The organism is Gordonia sp. NPDC003504 (genome assembly GCF_053587995.1).
On record NZ_JBSFPC010000007.1, the window covers coordinates 178,941 to 196,728 of the forward strand.

At 66.9% G+C, this 17,788-nt stretch carries 13 protein-coding genes; 7 read left to right on the forward strand and 6 right to left on the reverse strand.

Annotated elements, in window-relative coordinates; translation table 11 throughout:
* Window positions 1–47: 47 nt before the first annotated feature.
* The 4 genes from ACWDPV_RS14935 to ACWDPV_RS14950 all read left to right on the forward strand — a co-directional run bounded on the left by ACWDPV_RS14935 (window position 48) and on the right by ACWDPV_RS14950 (window position 4,134).
* Window positions 48–869, forward strand: a complete 822-nt coding sequence (locus tag ACWDPV_RS14935; protein WP_449743615.1) for an SDR family oxidoreductase — start codon at window positions 48–50, stop codon at window positions 867–869.
* Window positions 870–915: 46 nt separating this feature from the next.
* Window positions 916–2,223 carry an acyl-CoA dehydrogenase family protein gene (locus tag ACWDPV_RS14940; RefSeq protein WP_348808588.1) on the forward strand — a complete coding sequence of 436 codons (1,308 nt, stop codon included), beginning with the start codon at window positions 916–918 and terminating at the stop codon, window positions 2,221–2,223.
* A 31-nt stretch (window positions 2,224–2,254) separates the two neighbouring features.
* Window positions 2,255–3,304, forward strand: coding sequence for a phosphotransferase family protein (locus tag ACWDPV_RS14945; RefSeq protein WP_425476171.1), 1,050 nt, complete (start codon window positions 2,255–2,257; stop codon window positions 3,302–3,304).
* Window positions 3,305–3,423: 119 nt separating this feature from the next.
* The gene (locus tag ACWDPV_RS14950) at window positions 3,424–4,134 is read left to right on the forward strand and encodes a TetR/AcrR family transcriptional regulator (RefSeq protein ID WP_348808586.1); all 711 of its coding nucleotides are present in this window, start codon (window positions 3,424–3,426) and stop codon (window positions 4,132–4,134) included.
* On the opposite strand, the gene ACWDPV_RS14955 is transcribed toward ACWDPV_RS14950, so the two are convergent.
* The 3 genes from ACWDPV_RS14955 to ACWDPV_RS14965 all read right to left on the reverse strand — a co-directional run bounded on the left by ACWDPV_RS14955 (window position 4,135) and on the right by ACWDPV_RS14965 (window position 8,103).
* Entirely contained in the window at window positions 4,135–5,385 is a 1,251-nt protein-coding gene (locus ACWDPV_RS14955; RefSeq protein ID WP_449743616.1) for an MCE family protein, read from the reverse strand.
* A gap of 146 nt (window positions 5,386–5,531) precedes the next feature.
* Window positions 5,532–7,034, reverse strand: coding sequence for a class I adenylate-forming enzyme family protein (locus tag ACWDPV_RS14960; protein ID WP_449743617.1), 1,503 nt, complete (start codon window positions 7,032–7,034; stop codon window positions 5,532–5,534).
* Window positions 7,035–7,143: 109 nt separating this feature from the next.
* Complete coding sequence (locus tag ACWDPV_RS14965) at window positions 7,144–8,103, reverse strand: phosphotriesterase family protein (protein ID WP_348802697.1); 960 nt, start codon at window positions 8,101–8,103, stop codon at window positions 7,144–7,146.
* Window positions 8,104–8,301: 198 nt separating this feature from the next.
* Here ACWDPV_RS14965 and ACWDPV_RS14970 point away from each other — a divergent pair, with 198 nt between their 5' ends.
* Window positions 8,302–9,279, forward strand: coding sequence for a L,D-transpeptidase family protein (locus ACWDPV_RS14970; RefSeq protein WP_449743618.1), 978 nt, complete (start codon window positions 8,302–8,304; stop codon window positions 9,277–9,279).
* Between the two features lie 78 nt (window positions 9,280–9,357).
* Here the strand turns inward: ACWDPV_RS14970 and ACWDPV_RS14975 are convergent, their stop codons facing one another.
* The 3 genes from ACWDPV_RS14975 to ACWDPV_RS14985 form a co-directional block, all read right to left on the reverse strand.
* The gene (locus ACWDPV_RS14975; protein ID WP_449743619.1) at window positions 9,358–10,044 is read right to left on the reverse strand and encodes a PIG-L deacetylase family protein; all 687 of its coding nucleotides are present in this window, start codon (window positions 10,042–10,044) and stop codon (window positions 9,358–9,360) included.
* Between the two features lie 255 nt (window positions 10,045–10,299).
* Window positions 10,300–11,715, reverse strand: coding sequence for a class II fumarate hydratase (locus ACWDPV_RS14980; RefSeq protein ID WP_348802694.1), 1,416 nt, complete (start codon window positions 11,713–11,715; stop codon window positions 10,300–10,302).
* 499 nt (window positions 11,716–12,214) lie between these two features.
* A complete protein-coding gene (locus tag ACWDPV_RS14985) occupies window positions 12,215–13,915 on the reverse strand; it encodes a fumarate hydratase (RefSeq protein ID WP_449743620.1) in 1,701 nt (566 codons plus the stop codon).
* 154 nt (window positions 13,916–14,069) lie between these two features.
* Here ACWDPV_RS14985 and ACWDPV_RS14990 point away from each other — a divergent pair, with 154 nt between their 5' ends.
* Both ACWDPV_RS14990 and ACWDPV_RS14995 read left to right on the forward strand, forming a co-directional pair.
* On the forward strand, window positions 14,070–16,310 hold the full coding sequence (locus tag ACWDPV_RS14990) for a glycerol-3-phosphate 1-O-acyltransferase (protein ID WP_449743621.1): 2,241 nt from the start codon (window positions 14,070–14,072) through the stop codon (window positions 16,308–16,310).
* Entirely contained in the window at window positions 16,307–17,788 is a 1,482-nt protein-coding gene (locus tag ACWDPV_RS14995) for an HAD-IB family hydrolase (protein ID WP_449743622.1), read from the forward strand. Before ACWDPV_RS14990 ends, ACWDPV_RS14995 begins: the two co-directional genes overlap by 4 nt.

Sequence of the window (17,788 nt, forward strand, 5' to 3'; positions counted from 1 at the left end):
GAACCAATTCGCTTGAACTTGAAACCGGGTTCAAGTACGGTCAATTCATGGAGATCCAGAACACAGTCGCCATCGTCACCGGAGCGGGCGGCGGTATCGGGGGAGCGATCGCGAAGGCCTTGAGCCGGGCCGGTGCGCGCGTGGTGGTCACCGATCTCGATGCCGACGCGGTCGCGGCCACCGCCGCCGCGATCACGGCCGACGGCGGATCGGCGATCGCGGTTTCCGGGGACGCCGCCAGTGACGCCCACATCGACGAGGCCATCGCCGCCGCCGAGGCGTCGTTCGGCCCGGTCGACATGTACTTTGCCAACGCCGGCATCGGCGGCAAGTCCGGTCTCGACGCCACCGACGCCGACTGGGCCACCGTGATCGACGTCAACCTGATGGCGCACATCCGCGCCGCCCGGCGCCTCGTCCCCGAATGGACCGGGCGGGGCAGCGGCTACTTCGTCAGCACCGCATCGGCCGCGGGCCTGCTGACCCAGCTCGGATCGGCGACGTACTCGGTGACCAAGCACGCCGCGGTCGGTTTCGCCGAGTGGCTCAGCGCCACCTACGGTGACGCCGGTGTCCGGGTGAGCTGCCTGTGCCCGATGGGTGTCGACACCAAACTCCTACGGCCCGACGCCGGCGGCGACGACCCCGGGGAACGCCTCATGCAGCGCGCCGTGGAGACCGCCGGTGCGGTCCTCGACGCCGACGACGTCGCCGACGTCGTACTGGCCGCCATCGTTGCCGAGCACTTCCTGATCCTGCCGCATCCGGAGGTACTGGAGATGTACCGGCACAAGGGATCCGACTATGACCGGTGGCTGCGCGGAATGCGCCGCTTCCAGCAGTCGCTGCTCGCGACCGCCGATTCGTGAGATCGCCGGCCCCACACCTCAACCCTTTTTTCTATCAGGAGGAACAATGACCTTGTTCGAGCCCTCACCGCGCGCCGAGGAGTACCGGCAGAAGCTGCTCGCCTTCATGGACGCCTACGTCTATCCGAACGAGGCGGTCTATGAACAGCAGATGCGCGAGTCGTCGAATCCCCATGCGACACCGGATATTCTGATCGAGCTGAAGCAGAAGGCAAAGGCCGAAGGCCTGTGGAATCTCTGGTTCGCCGGGAGCGGTGCGAGCGGGAACGATCATGACGGCCATCCGCACGCGGAACAGGGGCCGGGGCTGAGCAATCTGGAGTACGCGCACCTCGCCGAGATCATGGGCCGGGTCGGCTGGGCGTCGGAGGTGTTCAACTGCAACGCCCCCGACACCGGGAACATGGAGGTGCTCACCCTCTTCGGCACCGACGAGCACAAGAAGAAGTACCTGCAGCCCCTCCTCGACGGCGAGATCGCATCGGCGTTCGCCATGACCGAGCCCGCGGTGGCGAGCTCGGATGCCACCAACATCGAACTGCAGATGGTCCGCGACGGCGACGAGTACGTACTCAACGGCCGGAAGTGGTTCGCCTCCAACGCCGTTCGCCCGGACTGCAAGGTGCTCATCGTGATGGGCAAGACCGACCCGAGTGCCCCGACGCACCGGCAGCAGTCGATGATGGTCGTGCCATCGGATGCCCCCGGACTCACCATCGTGCGCAACCTGCCGGTCTTCGGCTACGTCGACCGGGAAAGTCACGGCGAGTTGATCTTCGACAGTGTCCGGGTGCCGGCGACCGACGTGCTCAAGGGCGAAGGCGAGGGATTTGCCATCGCGCAGGCACGACTGGGTCCGGGCCGCATCCATCACTGCATGCGGACCATCGGCATGGCCGAACGGGCCCTGGAACTGATGTGCAAGCGCGCCACCGAACGCACCACCTTCGGTCGTCCGATCGCCGACCGTGCCAACATCCAGGATTGGATTGCCGAGGCGCGCATCGACATCGAGATGGTGCGTCTGCTCACGCTCAAGGCCGCCTACATGATGGACACCGTCGGCAACAAGGCCGCGGCCACCGAGATCGCCGCCATCAAGGTCGCCGCACCGAGCATGGCGCTCAAGATCATCGACCGGGCCATCCAGGTGCACGGCGGTGGGGGCGTCACCGACGACTTCCCGCTCGCCATGGCCTACGCGCACATCCGCACCCTGCGTCTGGCCGACGGACCGGACGAGGTGCACAAGCGGGCCATCGCCCGTCGCGAACTCCGCAGCTACCGGGACGCGGCCACGGTGCCCGAGACGGTGGCCGGGGTGTCCGACGACGCGCTCTCGGCGCGGTACTGAGCACCGTCGGGAAGGAATCACAGTGAGTGACGTGAGTGCGCCGGCCTCGGGGCTGGCGGTCATCCCGGAGGTCGACGCCGCCGCCCTGGTCGCCTGGCTCGGTGGCATCGGGGTCGAACCGCAGGGTGAATCGACATGCACGCGAGTCGGTTTCGGCCAGTCGAATCTGACCTACCTGCTCGCCGACGAGGCCGGCGCGAAGTGGGTGCTGCGTCGGCCGCCGGTGGGCAATCTGCTCGCGTCGGCCCATGACGTGGTCCGCGAGGCACGGATACTGTCGGCCTTGTCCACCACCGACGTTCCGGTGCCCGGCATCCTCGGAGTGTGCGACGACGCGGCCGTCGCCCCGGTACCGCTGGTGGTGATGGAGTTCGTCGACGGCGTCGTCCTGGACTCGATGGACAAGGCGACGGCGCTGTCGCCGGCAACGCGGTCCGCCGTCGGCGAGTCGATGGTGGTCACGCTGGCGAAGATCCATGCCGTCGACATCGACACGGTGGGCCTGTCGGATCTGGCCGGTCACAAACCCTATGCCGCACGGCAACTGAAGCGGTGGAGTGCACAGTGGGAGAAGTCGAAGACGCGGGAGGTCCCCGAACTCGACGCGCTGACCGCGCGGCTGTCGGCGAACGTTCCCGAACAACGCGAAACCCGATTGGTGCACGGCGACTTCCATATTCGCAACGTCATGGTCGACCCGGGCGATGGGCACGTCCGCGCGGCACTCGACTGGGAACTGTCCACCCTCGGTGATCCGCTCGCCGACATCGGCAGCACCCTTGCGTACTGGCCGGCACCCGGGGAGGCGCCGCTCAGCGCCGCGCCGGTAGAACTGCTCGACGGCTTCCCGGACCGAGACCGATTGGCGGCCTCCTACCTCGAGCGCACCGGCCGCGACGCCCAGGCCCTGCGATTCTGGCATGCGCTCGGATTGTGGAAGGTGGCCATCATCGCCGAAGGCGTACTCCGGCGCGCGCAGGACAATCCCGGTAACCGCGCCGCGGCAGGTGTACCGACCACGGCGGTGATCGACGGACTCGTCGCCAAGGCGACAACGGTCGCCGACGCCGCCGGGCTGTGACGACACCGGCTGTCACGACACCGGCTGCGACGACATCGGCTGTGACGACACGGGCAGACCTGGATGAGAAGGGACGGTCATGAATGTGAATTCGGCCTCGGGCCTGAGATGATGACGTCATGACCGCACGCGAGACCACTGATCGCGATCCGCTGCCGCCGCTGGCGGTGACGCAGGCCGACAAGGCACCGCCCGTCACCGCCCGCGGTGAGCGGACCCGGTCGGCGCTGATCGCGGCGGCCCGCCGGATCTTTGAACGCGACGGCTTCTCGGATGCGCGGCTGACCGACATCACCGCCGAGGCGAAGTGTTCGACCGGCACCTTCTACACCTACTTCGACAGCAAGGAAGAGATCCTCGACGCGGTGCTGGCCCTTGCACACGAGGACATGCTGCATCCAGGCTATCCGCACGTCGAGCCGGGACAGCAGGACGATCCGATCGCGGTTCTCGAGGCGGCCAACCGCGCCTACTTCGAGGCGTACAAGCGCAATGCGAAACTGCGGCTGGTGCTCGAGCAGGTGTCGGCCAACATTCCCGAGTTCCGCGAGAAGCGCCGTGCGCGTGGACAGGTCTTCGCCCTGCGCAATGCACGGCACGTCGCCGAACTCCAGGAGCGCGGCCTGGCCGACCCCGACCTCGATCCGCTCGCGGCGGCAAGTGCGCTCTCGGGCATGGTTTCTCGAATGGCCTATCAGGCGTTCGCCGTCGGAGTCGACCCGGACACGGGCGGTCCGGACACGGGCGGCGCCGACATGGATCAGCTCGTATTCACCGCAACCCGGCTGTGGGCCAATGCGATCGGGCTGAATCATCCCGACACGCGGTGATCATCGGACGGGGCGCACACCCATCAGTGTCGCCAGTTGTTGCGCCAGCGGAGTGAGGTTGAGCTTGTCCGGGTCCTTCTTGGGGGTGGCATCCCACGGCTGTGCGGTGTCGGGATCGGCGTAGACGGTGCGGGCGGCGCCTCGCACTCCCGTCGGATTGCCCAGCGGCACATCGCAATGGGCATCGGTGTTGAACGGGAAATCGTCGTAGCGGATGTCGAACTGCGGGTTCTTGCGTGTCAACTCGTCGATCATCCGCTGCGTGCTCTCGTATCCCCGGGTGCATGCCGGCGGATTGTTGGTCTCGAGCACGATGCCGAAGTGGATCTGACCATCCCCGGGGGCAGGGGAGTGGGCACCGCCGGACAACAGCGACAGCAGTGAAAAGGTGGTCGCCGTGGTGTAGGTGGCCGGTTCGATGGTGCCTGCGGTGTCGGCGAGCTGACGGACCACGGTCGCGAGGTCATCACCGTTGTTCTGCACGAGGGCAGAGATCTCGGTGGCCGAGGCCGAACCGGTCGTCAACAGTCGCCGCAGGTCGGGATCGGCGGTCGCCAGGGTCGCGGTGACGACGTCGAGTCCGCGTGACCACGTGAGAATCGCGTCGGCCTGATCCTCCTGGGTGGCCAGCGCGACGTCGGCGTCACGGATCAGCCCGATGGTCTGCGGCAGATTGTCGGCACCGGCGGCGGCCAGCGCCGACAGCGAATCGACCAGTCGCGGGAGGTTCTCGTGTTGCCCGGCGAAGGCCGTACCCAGCTCGGTGATCACGGTGTGCAGGTCATCGAGCGGGATCGACGAGGTGAGATCGATCGCCGACGACACCACATCCTCGAGGCGAGGCGGTACCGACGATCGCGTGACCGACGCCCCATCGGTGAGATATTCGCCGTCGATCGCGGCGGGTTGCAGATCGATGTACTGCTCGCCGATGGCCGAACGGTTGGCCACCAACGCCACCGACGATGCGGGGACCTGTGGGGCCGAGGAGTCGAGGATCATCTCCACGTCGACGCCGTCGGCGGTCAACCGCAGGTCACCCACCCGCCCGACCGGTACGCCGAGGTAGGTCACCTCGGCGTTGGTGAAGATGCCACCGGAGTCCGGGAGCGACGCGGTGACGGTGTAGACCCCGATGCCGGCCAGTCGATTGAGATGCACATACCGGATTCCGGCGAACACGCTCACGGCGAGCCCGATGATGAGAATCGCCGCAATCTGGAGGCGCGCAAGACGACTGAGAGGTGGCATGTGCCGCGGGGACCCGACCCTTCCTGTCCCCGACCGGGACTCGGTAACCCTACTCGTCGGTCAGTTCGGTGGGGAAGGGCTCGGTGATGTGGCCGCGCACCGACTCGCACAGTAGCGGCGGCCACACTCACCGATCCTGTGGCGCGTCACCTCACCGTGGCGCTCAGGGGATCCCGGTCGATGGCCCGTTTCAGGATCTTGCCGGTCGCGCCCTTCGGCAGCGCGTCCACACAGTGGATGATCCGCGGCACCTTGTACGCCGACAGCCGTTCCTTGGCCCAGGAACGCAACGCCTCGATGTCGATCTCGGTGCCCGGACGCGGCGCGATCACCGCCGCGATCTCCTCGCCGTAATGATCGTCGGGAACGCCGATCACGGCCACCTCGACGATATCCGGGTGTTCGTAGAGCACCTCCTCGACCTCGCGGGGATAGACGTTGTACCCACCCCGGATGATCAGGTCCTTGGCGCGGTCGACGATTCGGACGTCGCCGTCGGCGTCCATCGATCCGAGATCGCCGGTCTTGAGCCAGCCGTCGACGAGGTCGGCCGCGGTGGCCTCGGGTCGGTTCCAGTAGCCGGTCATCACGGTCGGGCCGGAGATGACGATCTCACCGACCTGGCCGTCGGGCACCACCCGGCCCTCGGGGTCGCGCACCTCGATGCGGAATCCGGGTAGGGCGGTACCGACCGTGCCGACCTTGGCCGGTCCGTCCAGGTTGCGGAACGTTGCGGTACCCGCGGTCTCGGTGAGTCCGTAACCCTCGAGGATGGAACAACCGAAGCGCTCCTCGAAGGCGCGGATCACCTCGCCGGGCAACGACGCTCCACCCGAGCAGGCGAGCCGCAGATGCGTGAAGTCGTCCGGGCGGTAGCCGGTGGTGACGTGCAGCATGGCATTCCACATCGTCGGCACCCCGCACGCGATGGTGATCTGCTCGTCGCGCAGGCGATCCATGAACTCGCGCGGCGAGAACGGGCTCAGCAGCGACAGAGTGCCGCCCCAGGTGAGTGCGCCGTGCATGACGACCACCTGACCGAAGCAGTGGAACAGTGGGAGGGCGGTGGCCCAGCGTTCCTGTTCGCCCAGTCGCAGGGCGGGGCGGAAGGCCTGTGGTGCGGCATCGACGTTCGCGACACTGAGCTGCGCACCCTTGGGTCGGCCGGTGGTGCCGGAGGTGTAGAGGATGACCGCCGTGCTGTTGTCATCCCGGTCCACATAGGTGCTCACCCGGTCGGTGTCGGTGTCGGTGTTCTCACAGGGTTCGACCACGACGAGCGGCAGGCCAGCCGAGTCGGCGACCCGGCGGGCGGCGTCGGCGCAGTCCTGCCACGCCACGATCATCGAGGTCCCGGAATCGGTTGTCACATACTCGATCTCGGGTGCCGTGGACATCACATTCACGGTGATGACGGTGGCGCCGACGGTGTGCAGGGCATAGTAGGTGATGGCGAACTCCGGGATCGTCGGAGCGATGAGCAGGACGCGGTCGCCGGGGGTGACGCCTCTGCTTCGGAAATCGGCTGCTGCACACGCGATGTGATCGACCAGTTCGGCGTAGGTGAGGGTGCGTGCCCCGGTGCGCACCGCGATGCGGTCGGGGTGGTGCTCGGCGCCGCGCCACAGTGCGGCAACGGGGTTGGCCATCAGTGCTCTCCTTCTCGAGGGTGTGGCCGGTGAGACCGTGCGGCAACGGGGTTGGCCATCAGGGATGTTCCTTCATCGGGTGGGGTCGGGGAGTGGGTGATCGCGTGGCTCATTCGAAGTAGCGGCGTGGGACGTCGACGAGCATGGTGGTGATCTGTTCGTCGGTGACACCGCGTTCGCGCAATGCCGGTAGCACGTCCTCACTGATGTGCCGGAAGTTCCACTTGGGCACCACTTTCCGCTTGTCCTCCGGGTCGAACCAGTCGATGAAGCAGGATGCGTCGTGGGCGAGGCCGATGCGGTCGGCGTAGCCGCGCTTGACGAGCTCGACGATGGTGTTGATGCGGTCGTCGAAGGGCAGCAGGACGTCGAGGCCGAACCGGTCCATCCCGAGAATCGACCCGGCGTCGGCGATCTTCATCAGATAGTCGAGGTCGGTGCTGTCGCCGGAGTGGCCGATGACCACCTTGGTGAGGTCGGCGCCCTCCTCGGCGAGGACGCGTTGGGCGACCAAGCCCGACTCGGTGTGCGGGTTGGTGTGCACGGTGATCGGCGCACCGGTCTGCACACTGGCCTGCCCGACGGCCCGCATGACGCGTTCGACGCCGGGCGTCAGGCCGGGTTCCTCGATGGCGCATTTCAGGAAGGCGGCGCGGACGCCGGTGTCGGCGATTCCCTTGGTCAGGTCGGTGACGAAGTAGGTGACCAGCGGCTCGTCGACGTCGAAAAGCAGGCCCGGGCCGGTGTAGTGGAACTGGAACGGGACGTCGTTGTAGGTGTAGACGCCGGTGGCGACGACGATGTTGAGGTCGATCTGTTCGGCGATGCGCTGGATGCGGGGGATGTAGCGGCCGAGGCCGAGCACGGTCGGATCGAAGATCGTGTCGATGCCGAGGGACTTGAGTTCGGTGAGGTCACGCACGGCCTCGGCGATCTTCTGCTCCTCGTCCCAGTCGTACTGGTAGTTCTCGCGGAACTCCTCACCGAGCACGAAGACGTGTTCGTGGATCAGCGTGCGGCCGAGATCGGCCGAGTCGATGGTGCCGGTGACGGTGTTGACGGCGGACATGCGCTTCCCTTCGCTGCGAGCGGTATCCCCGCGACGTCCGAACGTGGTCTGCGTCACGGTCAGGCCAGCGTAATTGAGTGTGAGTTCAAGTTCAAGGGCATGGGTGATCGGATTCATGCCGCACCGTGACCATCGCGAGACTCAACGCCTCTTGCCTTTTGTCACACTGGTGTGGTGCAGAAGTTACTGATGAGGCGAATGAGGTTTTTGGGACTACTGGTGATTGCGCTGTTCGCCGCGCTCGCCGGTGGAGCCGGCCACGCGGTCGCCGCACCGGAAACCACGACACCCACGACGACGCCGGGTGCCGGTGCCACGCTGCCCGGGGGGATCAGCATTCCGCAGACCGGTATCCCCGAGGTCGACGGGATTCTGAACACGTTGTCGGGTAGTGGTTCCGGCGACGGCGCGACCTCCGGTGACACCAGCCAGATGATCGTGGTCACCGCTCCGAATGCGAGCGACGAGACCGGCACACTCACCGCGTTCGAGAAGGATGCGAGCGGAACGTGGAAGCCGGTCTTCGGGCCGACGAAGGCCTACCTCGGCGAACTCGGAATGGGTCAGGCGGCCGACAATGTCTACCGGACGCCGGAGGGCACCTTCGCCCTGGATCAGGCCTTCGGGCGACTGGCCAACCCGGGCACCAAAATGCCGTACTTCAAGACCGACACCCAGGACTGGTGGGACTCGGACATGAAGTCGCCGACCTACAACACCCACGTACGCCAGGTGCAGAGCCCCGGCGGTGACAGTGAGAACCTGTACAACTCCGGCGCGGCCTACGACTACGCGGTGAACATCGCGTCCAACCCGCAGCGTATCCCGGGCAAGGCGTCGGCGATCTTCCTGCACGCCAGCACCGGCGAACCGACGATGGGATGTGTGGCCATCGACAAGGAGGTGCTGCGCAACATCCTCGTCTGGCTCGACCCGGCCAAACGTCCCAAGATCACCATCGGCGTGAACCAGGGAGCACCGACCGGCACCGCGCCCGCGGTGACCACGCCGGGTACGACGACTCCGGGTACGACGACTCCGGGTACGACCACTCCGGGAACGACGACTCCGGGTACCACCACCCCCGGTACCAGTGACCTCGGCTCGAATGCGTTGACCCAGTTGCTCGGTCAGCTCGTCGGACTGCTGCCGGCGCTGCTGGGAGCGGGTGGATAACGCACACAGACTCATCGGTGACGAGGTGACGCCGTCGATCGTGATGATCGGCGGCGTCGCTGCGTGTATCGCACTGTGTCACAACAGCTTCGCTGCGAATCCCACCGCGCGGCGGCCGTCGTAGTCCGGTCGGGCGGCGGTCATCTGATCGACCTGTGCGCGGGCCTGCTCGGCGACCGGCGTGTCGGGATCGAGGACTTCCAGATAGACGCGGTGGGCCGCCAGAGCCCGGATCGCGGAGTTGATGTCGGTAGCGCTCACCGGGACGGCGTGCGTGGCATCAGGTCCGTTCTCGAACAACCACCGCGGTCGATCGGCCTGCTCCAACGCCGAGAATGCCTCGCGGACCGCGGCCGAGAACTCGATGTGGTCGGGCTGATTGGGTGCATCGGGGGCCCAGTGCGTGCCGCCGTAGAGCGACACGATGAGGTCGGGACGAATACGGCGGATGGCGTCGGCGATGGTCGCGCGCAGGGTCGCGCTGTTGCGGATGTCGCTGTCGGGGTACCCCCAGAATTCGACCTCGTCGACCCCGACGATCGCCGCCGAGATTCGTTGTTCATTCTCGCGGAGCGGGCCGGCCTCGGCGGGATCCATTCCGGCGATCCCCTTTTCGCCGCTCGAGGCGAGCGCGTAGACGACGTGCTTGCCCTCGTCGGTCCATCGGCGTACGGCGGCGGCGATCCCGTACTCGGGGTCGTCGGGATGGGCGACGAGCACCAGTGCGGTGTGCCAGTCCTCGGGAAAATCGGAGAGGGTGGACATGGACCGACCTTACAGCGGGCCACCCACCGTGATGCCCCCGATGAGCGATGCCCCCGATGAGGAGCACCGCCACGAAAACCGCTCGAAACCGCGCGCGGCCGGTCCGCTACTCTCGTTTCGGCCTCGCCCAAGGCGCCGTGGCCACCGGATGACGGCGCCCGCAGTTGGTGAGGGTGGTAGCCCGTTCGAGCCGGGCCGAGGACCGGGGGGCGCCCCATCCGGGCGCCCCCACGCCTCGTCGGGCTCGGGGTCGGGTCAGCGCTCCCGATCCAGATTGGCCATCTTGAGCACGTCGAGGCGCTTGTCGAGTTCGGCCTCGCTGAGATTCTCACCGATCAGTCCGCGATCGATGACCGTCTGCCGAATCGTCTTGTGCTCCTTGAGGGCCTGCTTGGCGACCGCGGCCGCTTCCTCATAGCCGATCGCGCTGTTCAGTGGTGTCACGATCGACGGCGAACTCTCGGCCAGGGTTTTGAGATGCTCGGTGTTTGCGGTGAGTCCGCTGATGCACCGATCGGCGAAGATCCGGGAGACGTTGGCGAGCAGCTTCAGTGACTCGAGCACGTTGCGGGCCATCATCGGGATGTAGACGTTGAGTTCGAAGGCGCCGTTGCCGCCGCCCCAGGTGACCGCGGCGTCGTTGCCGATGACCTGTGCCGCGACCTGCGTCACCGCCTCGGGCAGAACCGGATTCACCTTGCCGGGCATGATCGAGCTGCCGGGCTGCAGGTCCGGCAGATGGATCTCGCCGAGGCCGGTCAGCGGACCGGAGCCCATCCAGCGGACATCGTTGGCGATCTTGGTCAACGACACCGCCACCGTCTTGAGCTGACCGGACAACTCGACGAGGCCGTCACGCGCGGCCTGCGCCTCGAAGTTGTCCTTCGCCAGCGCGAGGGCGTCGACGTCGGTGAGATTGCGGAGTTCGGCGACGACCTTGGTGCCGAATCCGGCGGGCGCATTGAGGCCGGTACCCACGGCGGTCCCGCCGATCGGCAGTTCACCGACGCGCGGCAGGGTCGCGGTGAGACGCTCCATGCCGGCCTCGACCTGTCGTGCGTACCCGCCGAATTCCTGGCCGAGGGTCACCGGCACCGCATCCATCAGGTGGGTGCGGCCACTCTTGACCACCTCGCGCCACTCCTCCGACTTCGCCAACAGGGCGAGCCGCAGATGATCCAGCGCCGGAATCAGGTCGCTGACCACCGCCTCGGTGGCGGCCACATGGGTGGCGGTGGGGAAGGTGTCGTTGGACGACTGAGACATGTTGACGTGGTCGTTGGGATGGACTTCGACGCCGGCGGCCTTCGCGATCGAGGCGATCACCTCGTTGGTGTTCATGTTGGAGCTGGTACCCGAACCGGTCTGAAACACGTCGATCGGGAACTGGTCGTCATGTTTGCCGTCGGCGATCTCCTTGGCCGCGGCGATGATCGCGTCGGCCTTGGTGGCGTCGAGCAACCCCAGATCTTTGTTGACCTGCGCGCATGCCGCCTTCAGCAAGCCCATCGCCCGGATCTGGGTGCGTTCGAGCGGCCGGTGGCTGATGGGGAAGTTTTCCACCGCGCGTTGTGTCTGCGCCCGCCACAGCGCGTCGACGGGCACCTTGACCTCGCCCATCGTGTCGTGCTCGATGCGGTACTGCTGTTCGGCGGGGTGCTGCTCGGCCATGGTTGCAATGCCTCCGGCTTCGTCGGGGAGATAAGGGTGTCCTTGGTCCACGGTACTCAGCGTCTGCAGGACCAACTCCACCCGCTCGTCACAACGGGTTGTTGGTCACAACAGTAGATCGCCCAGCAGATAGGAGATGCCCAATGCCGAGACGCCTGACGTGGCGTCGTCCGCTCGCGGATGTCGTATTCGATCTCCAACCGGGTCGACAGCGAGTCGGCCGTGGAGAGTTCCTCCGTCACCGTCCGCGATGTCTCCGGGCTGACGCCTTTGTGTGCTGCCCCACCGGGAGGTGACGCGTGTGAGGAACGACGACGGGCTCGGTTCGGGCTTCTTTCCTCGGATGGGACGACGTCGCTTCACGCTATCCTGCGCCGCGGCGATCCGGTTGCCGAGAGCCGGTGCCGTACGCAGGTGTCACTTGTACTGGCACCGATCTACGGCACCGTCTTCAGCATTCCCGGGGTTCAGCGTTCCCGGGGTTCAGCGTTCCCGGGGTTCAGCGTTCCCGGGACCGGATCCGCACTCCGCCCAGCGGAACCGTCACGGCGCCACCGGGATCGGTGAAGAAGTCGTTGCCCTTGTCGTCGACGACGATGAAGGCGGGGAAGTCCTCGACCTCGATCTTCCAGACGGCCTCCATCCCCAACTCGGGGTATTCGATGACCTCCTGGCTCTTGATGCAGTCCAGGGCCAGGCGTGCGGCGGGTCCGCCGATCGAGCCGAGGTAGAACCCGCCGTGGGCGGCGCAGGCGTTGGTGACCTGCTTGGAGCGATTGCCCTTGGCCAGCATCACCATCGAGCCGCCGGCCGCCTGGAACTGTTCGACGTAGGAGTCCATCCGGCCCGCGGTGGTCGGCCCGAAGGAGCCCGACGCCATGCCCTCGGGGGTCTTGGCCGGGCCCGCGTAGTAGACCGGATGATCGCGCAGATAGTCCGGCATCGGTTCGCCGGCGTCGAGACGTTCCTTGATCTTGGCGTGCGCGATGTCGCGGGCGACGACGAGCGGACCGGTCAGCGACAGACGGGTCTTGACCGGATACTTCGACAATTCGGCGAGGATCTCCGGCATCGGCCGGTTCAGGTCGATCGCGACGACCTCACCGCCCTCGATGTCCTCGGTGACCCCGGCATCGGGCATGTAGTGGGCGGGATCGGTTTCGAGTTGCTCGAGGAAGACGCCGTCGGCGGTGATCTTGCCGAGCGCCTGACGGTCGGCCGAGCAGGAGACCGCGATGGCGACGGGGCACGACGCGCCGTGCCGTGGCAGGCGAACGACGCGGACGTCGTGGCAGAAGTACTTACCGCCGAATTGTGCTCCGATACCGAAGGACTGGGTCAGCTTGAACACCTCCTCCTCGAGTTCGAGGTCACGGAAGCCGTGTGCGGACATCGAACCCGAGGTGGGCAGGGTGTCGAGGTAGTGCGCGGAGGCGTACTTCGCGGTCTTGAGTGCGAATTCCGCCGAGGTGCCGCCGATGACGACGGCGAGGTGATACGGCGGGCAGGCCGCGGTCCCGAGTGAGCGGATCTTCTCGTCGAGAAACTCCAAGAGCCGCTTGGGATTCAGGATGGCCTTGGTCTCCTGGAAGAGAAAGGACTTGTTGGCCGAGCCGCCGCCCTTGGCCATGAACAGGAACTTGTACTCCGGGCCCTTCGGTCCCTGCTCGGTGGCGTAGATCTCCACCTGCGCCGGCAGGTTGGTTCCGGTGTTCTTCTCCTCGTAGGTGGTCAGCGGGGCCAGCTGGGAGTAGCGCAGGTTGAGTTTGGTGTAGGCGTCATATACCCCGCGCGAAATCCATTGCGCGTCATCGGCGCCGGTCAGTACGCCCTCGGACTTCTTGCCCATCACGATCGCGGTGCCGGTGTCCTGGCACATCGGCAGCACTCCACCGGCGGAGATGTTGACGTTCTTGAGCAGATCGAGCGCGACGAAGCGGTCGTTGCCCGACGCCTCCGGGTCGTCGATGATCTTGCGCAACTGGGCGAGGTGCGCGGGACGCAGATAGTGGCTGATGTCGTGCATCGCCTCGGCGGTCAGCCTCTGCAATGCCTCGGGGGCGACCTTGAGGAAGCGGTGGCCGTCGACGTCGACGGTGGACACCCCCTCGGTGGTGATCAGGCGGTAGGGGGTCTCGTCGGCGCCGGAGGGCAGCAAGTCGGCATAGCGGAACTCCGGAGCAAGGGCTGGTTTGCTCACCCCCGGATTCTATCGTGGCCGGTCAGCGTCGTGATGGGCGCCCGCTGGGCCCGTTCCGACCGGCGGAGGCAGGGATCTGTGTGCCACAGATAACATGTGATGGCTATTGTGGCCTCATCATCAGTGATGGCGGGGAGGAAGGCGGGTGGTGCAGGTGCCGGCAATTGTGTTGGCGGAGGTTCGAACGTCGTGTGAGCGCGAGGCGGTGGCCGAGTGGGCTGCGGCCACCCACCCCGAGGCGACGCTGCGCACCCTCGGTGAGGTCGACCCGGACGGCCTCGACCCCGACACCTCGTTGATACCCGCACGGGCCGTGTGGCTCCCGCCGGTTCGTCGCGGTGAGCGGCGGGTGTCGATGGCCGATGTCCTGGCGTTGTCGAACCCTCGGCGTCCGATGGCCTTTCGGCAGTCGGCCATCCGCAACCGGGCACCGGACCGGCTGCGGGTGGTGGCCGGTGAGGCGGCCACGGTCGACGATCTGCGCACCCGGCACGCATCGGCGTCGGCCGAAGGGGAGTCGTTCGCGAGTTACGTTGCGTTGCAGGCATCTCTGTCGGCCGAACGCGCCGAACGGCAGCTGGTGGGTGACCGCTACAAGGTGCCACGGCTGGTCGCCGAACAGATCGGGTCGTCGGCACGGTTCCGCACCAACGCGGCGAAGCTGGCGGCCGAACTCGGGCGTCCGGCGGCTGCGGTGGTGGCCGAGGCCACCGACAAGATGTCGACCTTCGTGGCGACCCAGTCGCGGTTGATGGACGACGTCTTCTCCTCGACGTTCCGCGCCCTCTACGAGCGCACCTGGACGGTGTCGGCCGACCTCGACACCCTGGGGCGACTACGGACCCTCAACAAGACCCACGGGTTGATCTTCCTGCCGTCGCATCGCTCTTACGTCGACACCCTGGTGCTGTCGGAAATCCTTCGCTCCCATGACTTCCCACCGAATCTGGTGTTGGGGGGCAACAACCTGGCGCTGTGGCCGCTGGCCCCGATCGCGCGGCGCGCGGGGGTGATCTTCATCCGCCGCCGCTTCGGTGGCGACCCGGTGTACAAGTTCGCGATGCGCTCGTATCTCTCGTTCATCGTGGAGAAACGCTTCAACCTCGAGTGGTACATCGAGGGCGGCCGCAGTCGCACCGGCAAGCTGCGCCCACCGAAGCTGGGCCTGCTGTCCTATGTGGTCGACGCCGTCGCCAACCTCGAGAACGCCGACATGATGGTGGTCCCGACGTCGATCGTCTACGACCAGCTCCACGAGATCGGGGCGATCGCCCGCGAATCGGCCGGCGGGACCAAGAAGCCCGAGAGCGTCACCTGGCTGCTGAAGTACGCCAAGGCTCAACGCACCTACATGGGTGAGGCGCGGGTGCGCTTCGGCGAACCGTTCTCGTTGCGGGAGGCGATCGACAAGGTCGCCGACGACCCGGCCGGGCTGGAGAAGGTCGCGTTCACGGTGATGGACGAGATCAACGCGGTCACCCCGATCTCGGCGACGTCGCTCGCGGGATTCGCGCTGCTCGGTGCCGGCGATCGCGCCTATACCGTCGCCGAGGTCGAGACGATCCTCGCGCCCCTGCTCGACTACATCGAAGCCCGCGGACTGCCCGGCCCCGACCCGTCATTGTGCCGCGGACTCGGTCTGCAGACGACCCTGCGGGAACTGGAAACCGCCAAGGTCCTCCAATGCTTCACCGGCGGGCCCGACACGGTGTGGTCGATCGCCCCGAACAGCCACGCGATCGCGGCCTACTACCGCAACGGGGCGCTGCATCACTTCGTGGACCGGGCGATCGTCGAGGTGGCGTTGCTGGCCGCCCTCGACGGCGACCTCGGCCACGATCACGAGCACGAAACGATGCTGGCCGCCGCGCAGGAGGAGGCACTGCGGGTCCGTGACCTGCTGAAGTTCGAATTCTTCTTTCCCACCAAGACCGAGTTCCTGCATCGGCTCGGCGGCGAGGTGGACCTGATCGCGCCGGAATGGCGGACCGTCACCCCGTCGGCGGAGTGGTTCCACAACACGCTGTTGTCCACGTCGGGAGCGCTGTTCGCGCGGCGGACCCTGCAACCGTTCTTCGACGCCCAGTTGGTGGTGGCGCAGTTGCTGGTCGCCGGTGGGGCGGCCGCCGTCGCCAAGGAGCAGGTGATCGCCGACGGACTCGGGCTGGGACGTCAACTCGCGCTGCAAGGTGTTGTGCGCAGCCAGGACTCGGTGTCGACCGAACTGTACGACGCGGCCTACCGGCTGGCGGAGAACCGGCGGCTGATCTCAGGTGGCGACGGCGTCGACGTGGTGAGCGGGCGGACCGCGTGGTTGGCCGAGGTCGAGCAGATGCGTGATCGCCTCGCGCGCATCGCGGCCATCGAGGTCGCCCAGGAGGAGGCACTGTCGTGAGTGCGTTCACCCGGCGGCTCGAGGCGATCCGGTCGTCGCCACGCGGCAAACACATCGGTGCCTTCTTCGACTACGACGGCACCCTGATCGAGGGATTCTCGGCCACCGCGATCTTCGGGGAACGTATCCGCAGCCTCGAGTTCGGGCTCGGTGAGGTCGCCGACTTCGCTCTCATCGGACTGCGCGGAGTGGAATCCGAACAGGATTACGCCGAGGTGCTCGAGGCCACCAAACCGACCTTCGCCGGCAAACCGTACACCGAGCTGCTGGCCATGGGGGAGCGGCTCTTCCGGCAGGACACCGCCGCCAAACTCCGGCCGCAGATGTGGCAGATCCTGCGGGCGCATCGGGAACGCGGGCATCGCATCGTGATCGCGTCGTCGGCGACCCGGTTCCAGATCGAACCGATCGCGCGCGAGATCGGCGCCGATCACGCCCTGGCCACCGACGTCGAGGTGGTCGACGGCATCGTCACCGGAGCGGTGATCGGCCGACCGCTGTGGGGACCGGGCAAGGCCGCCGCGGTACGCGCCCTCGCGCGGGAACACGACATGGACCTCGACGCCTCGTTCGCCTACAGCGACGGCAACGAGGACATCCCCTACCTGGAGAGCGTGGGGCATCCGGCCGCGGTGTCGCCGCGCCGCACACTGCGTGCGGTGGCGAGCGCCCGCGGCTGGCCGATTCTCGACCTGCGCAACCCGTCACACAACCGATGGGCGATGGCAGCGCGGACCGGCGCCTGCTACGGCTCGTTCCTCGTTTCTGCCGCAGCGGGTTTCGCCGCCGGACTGGTGCCCGGCGTCGGATCGGAGACGGCCATGCAGACCGCGGTGGCGATGGGCACCGACGTCGGACTGGCCCTCGCCGGCATCGATGTCAGCGTCCTCGAAGGTGGTCGGTACCTCACCTCGTCGCGGCCGTGTGTGTTCGTCTTCAACCATCAGTCGAAGCTCGACCTGGCCGTCATCGTCCACCTGGTGCGGCGTGACGCGACCGGGGTGGCGAAGAAGGAAGTGGGGGACCTGCCGGTCTTCGGGCAGATCCTCGACTCGGCGGGGCTGGTGTTCATCGACCGTGCCGATGCCGGACGCGCCATCGACCAACTCGAACCCGCCGTGCGCAAACTACGCGACGGCGGTGCATCACTGGTGGTGGCGCCGGAGGGCACGCGCTCGGCGACCCCGCGGATCGGGCCGTTCAAGAAGGGTCCCTTCCACATCGCCATGCAGGCGGGTGTGCCGGTGGTGCCCATCGTGCTGCGCAACGTGGGCGAATTGATGTGGCGCGGTGCGCAACTCATCTCGCCGGGCACCGTCGAGGTGAAGGTGCTGCCGCCGGTGGACACCTCGACCTGGACCACCGAGGCCGTCGGAGAACATGCCGAGGAGGTGCGTCAGATGTTCGTGTCCACGCTGGCCCAGTGGCCCGTCGAATCGTTCGAGGACGGCCGGATGACCCGCACGATGGAGGCGTGA

Excerpts from the sequence above, each read along its gene's own strand:
- ACWDPV_RS14935 (WP_449743615.1), top strand. The coding sequence starts at position 48 with ATGGAGATCCAGAACACAGTCGCCATCGTCACCGGAGCGGGCGGCGGT.
- ACWDPV_RS14940 (WP_348808588.1), top strand. The coding sequence starts at position 916 with ATGACCTTGTTCGAGCCCTCACCGCGCGCCGAGGAGTACCGGCAGAAG.
- ACWDPV_RS14950 (WP_348808586.1), top strand. The coding sequence starts at position 3,424 with ATGACCGCACGCGAGACCACTGATCGCGATCCGCTGCCGCCGCTGGCG.
- ACWDPV_RS14955 (WP_449743616.1), bottom strand. The coding sequence starts at position 5,385 with ATGCCACCTCTCAGTCGTCTTGCGCGCCTCCAGATTGCGGCGATTCTC.
- ACWDPV_RS14960 (WP_449743617.1), bottom strand. The coding sequence starts at position 7,034 with ATGGCCAACCCCGTTGCCGCACTGTGGCGCGGCGCCGAGCACCACCCC.
- ACWDPV_RS14965 (WP_348802697.1), bottom strand. The coding sequence starts at position 8,103 with ATGTCCGCCGTCAACACCGTCACCGGCACCATCGACTCGGCCGATCTC.
- ACWDPV_RS14970 (WP_449743618.1), top strand. The coding sequence starts at position 8,302 with ATGAGGTTTTTGGGACTACTGGTGATTGCGCTGTTCGCCGCGCTCGCC.
- ACWDPV_RS14975 (WP_449743619.1), bottom strand. The coding sequence starts at position 10,044 with ATGTCCACCCTCTCCGATTTTCCCGAGGACTGGCACACCGCACTGGTG.
- ACWDPV_RS14980 (WP_348802694.1), bottom strand. The coding sequence starts at position 11,715 with ATGGCCGAGCAGCACCCCGCCGAACAGCAGTACCGCATCGAGCACGAC.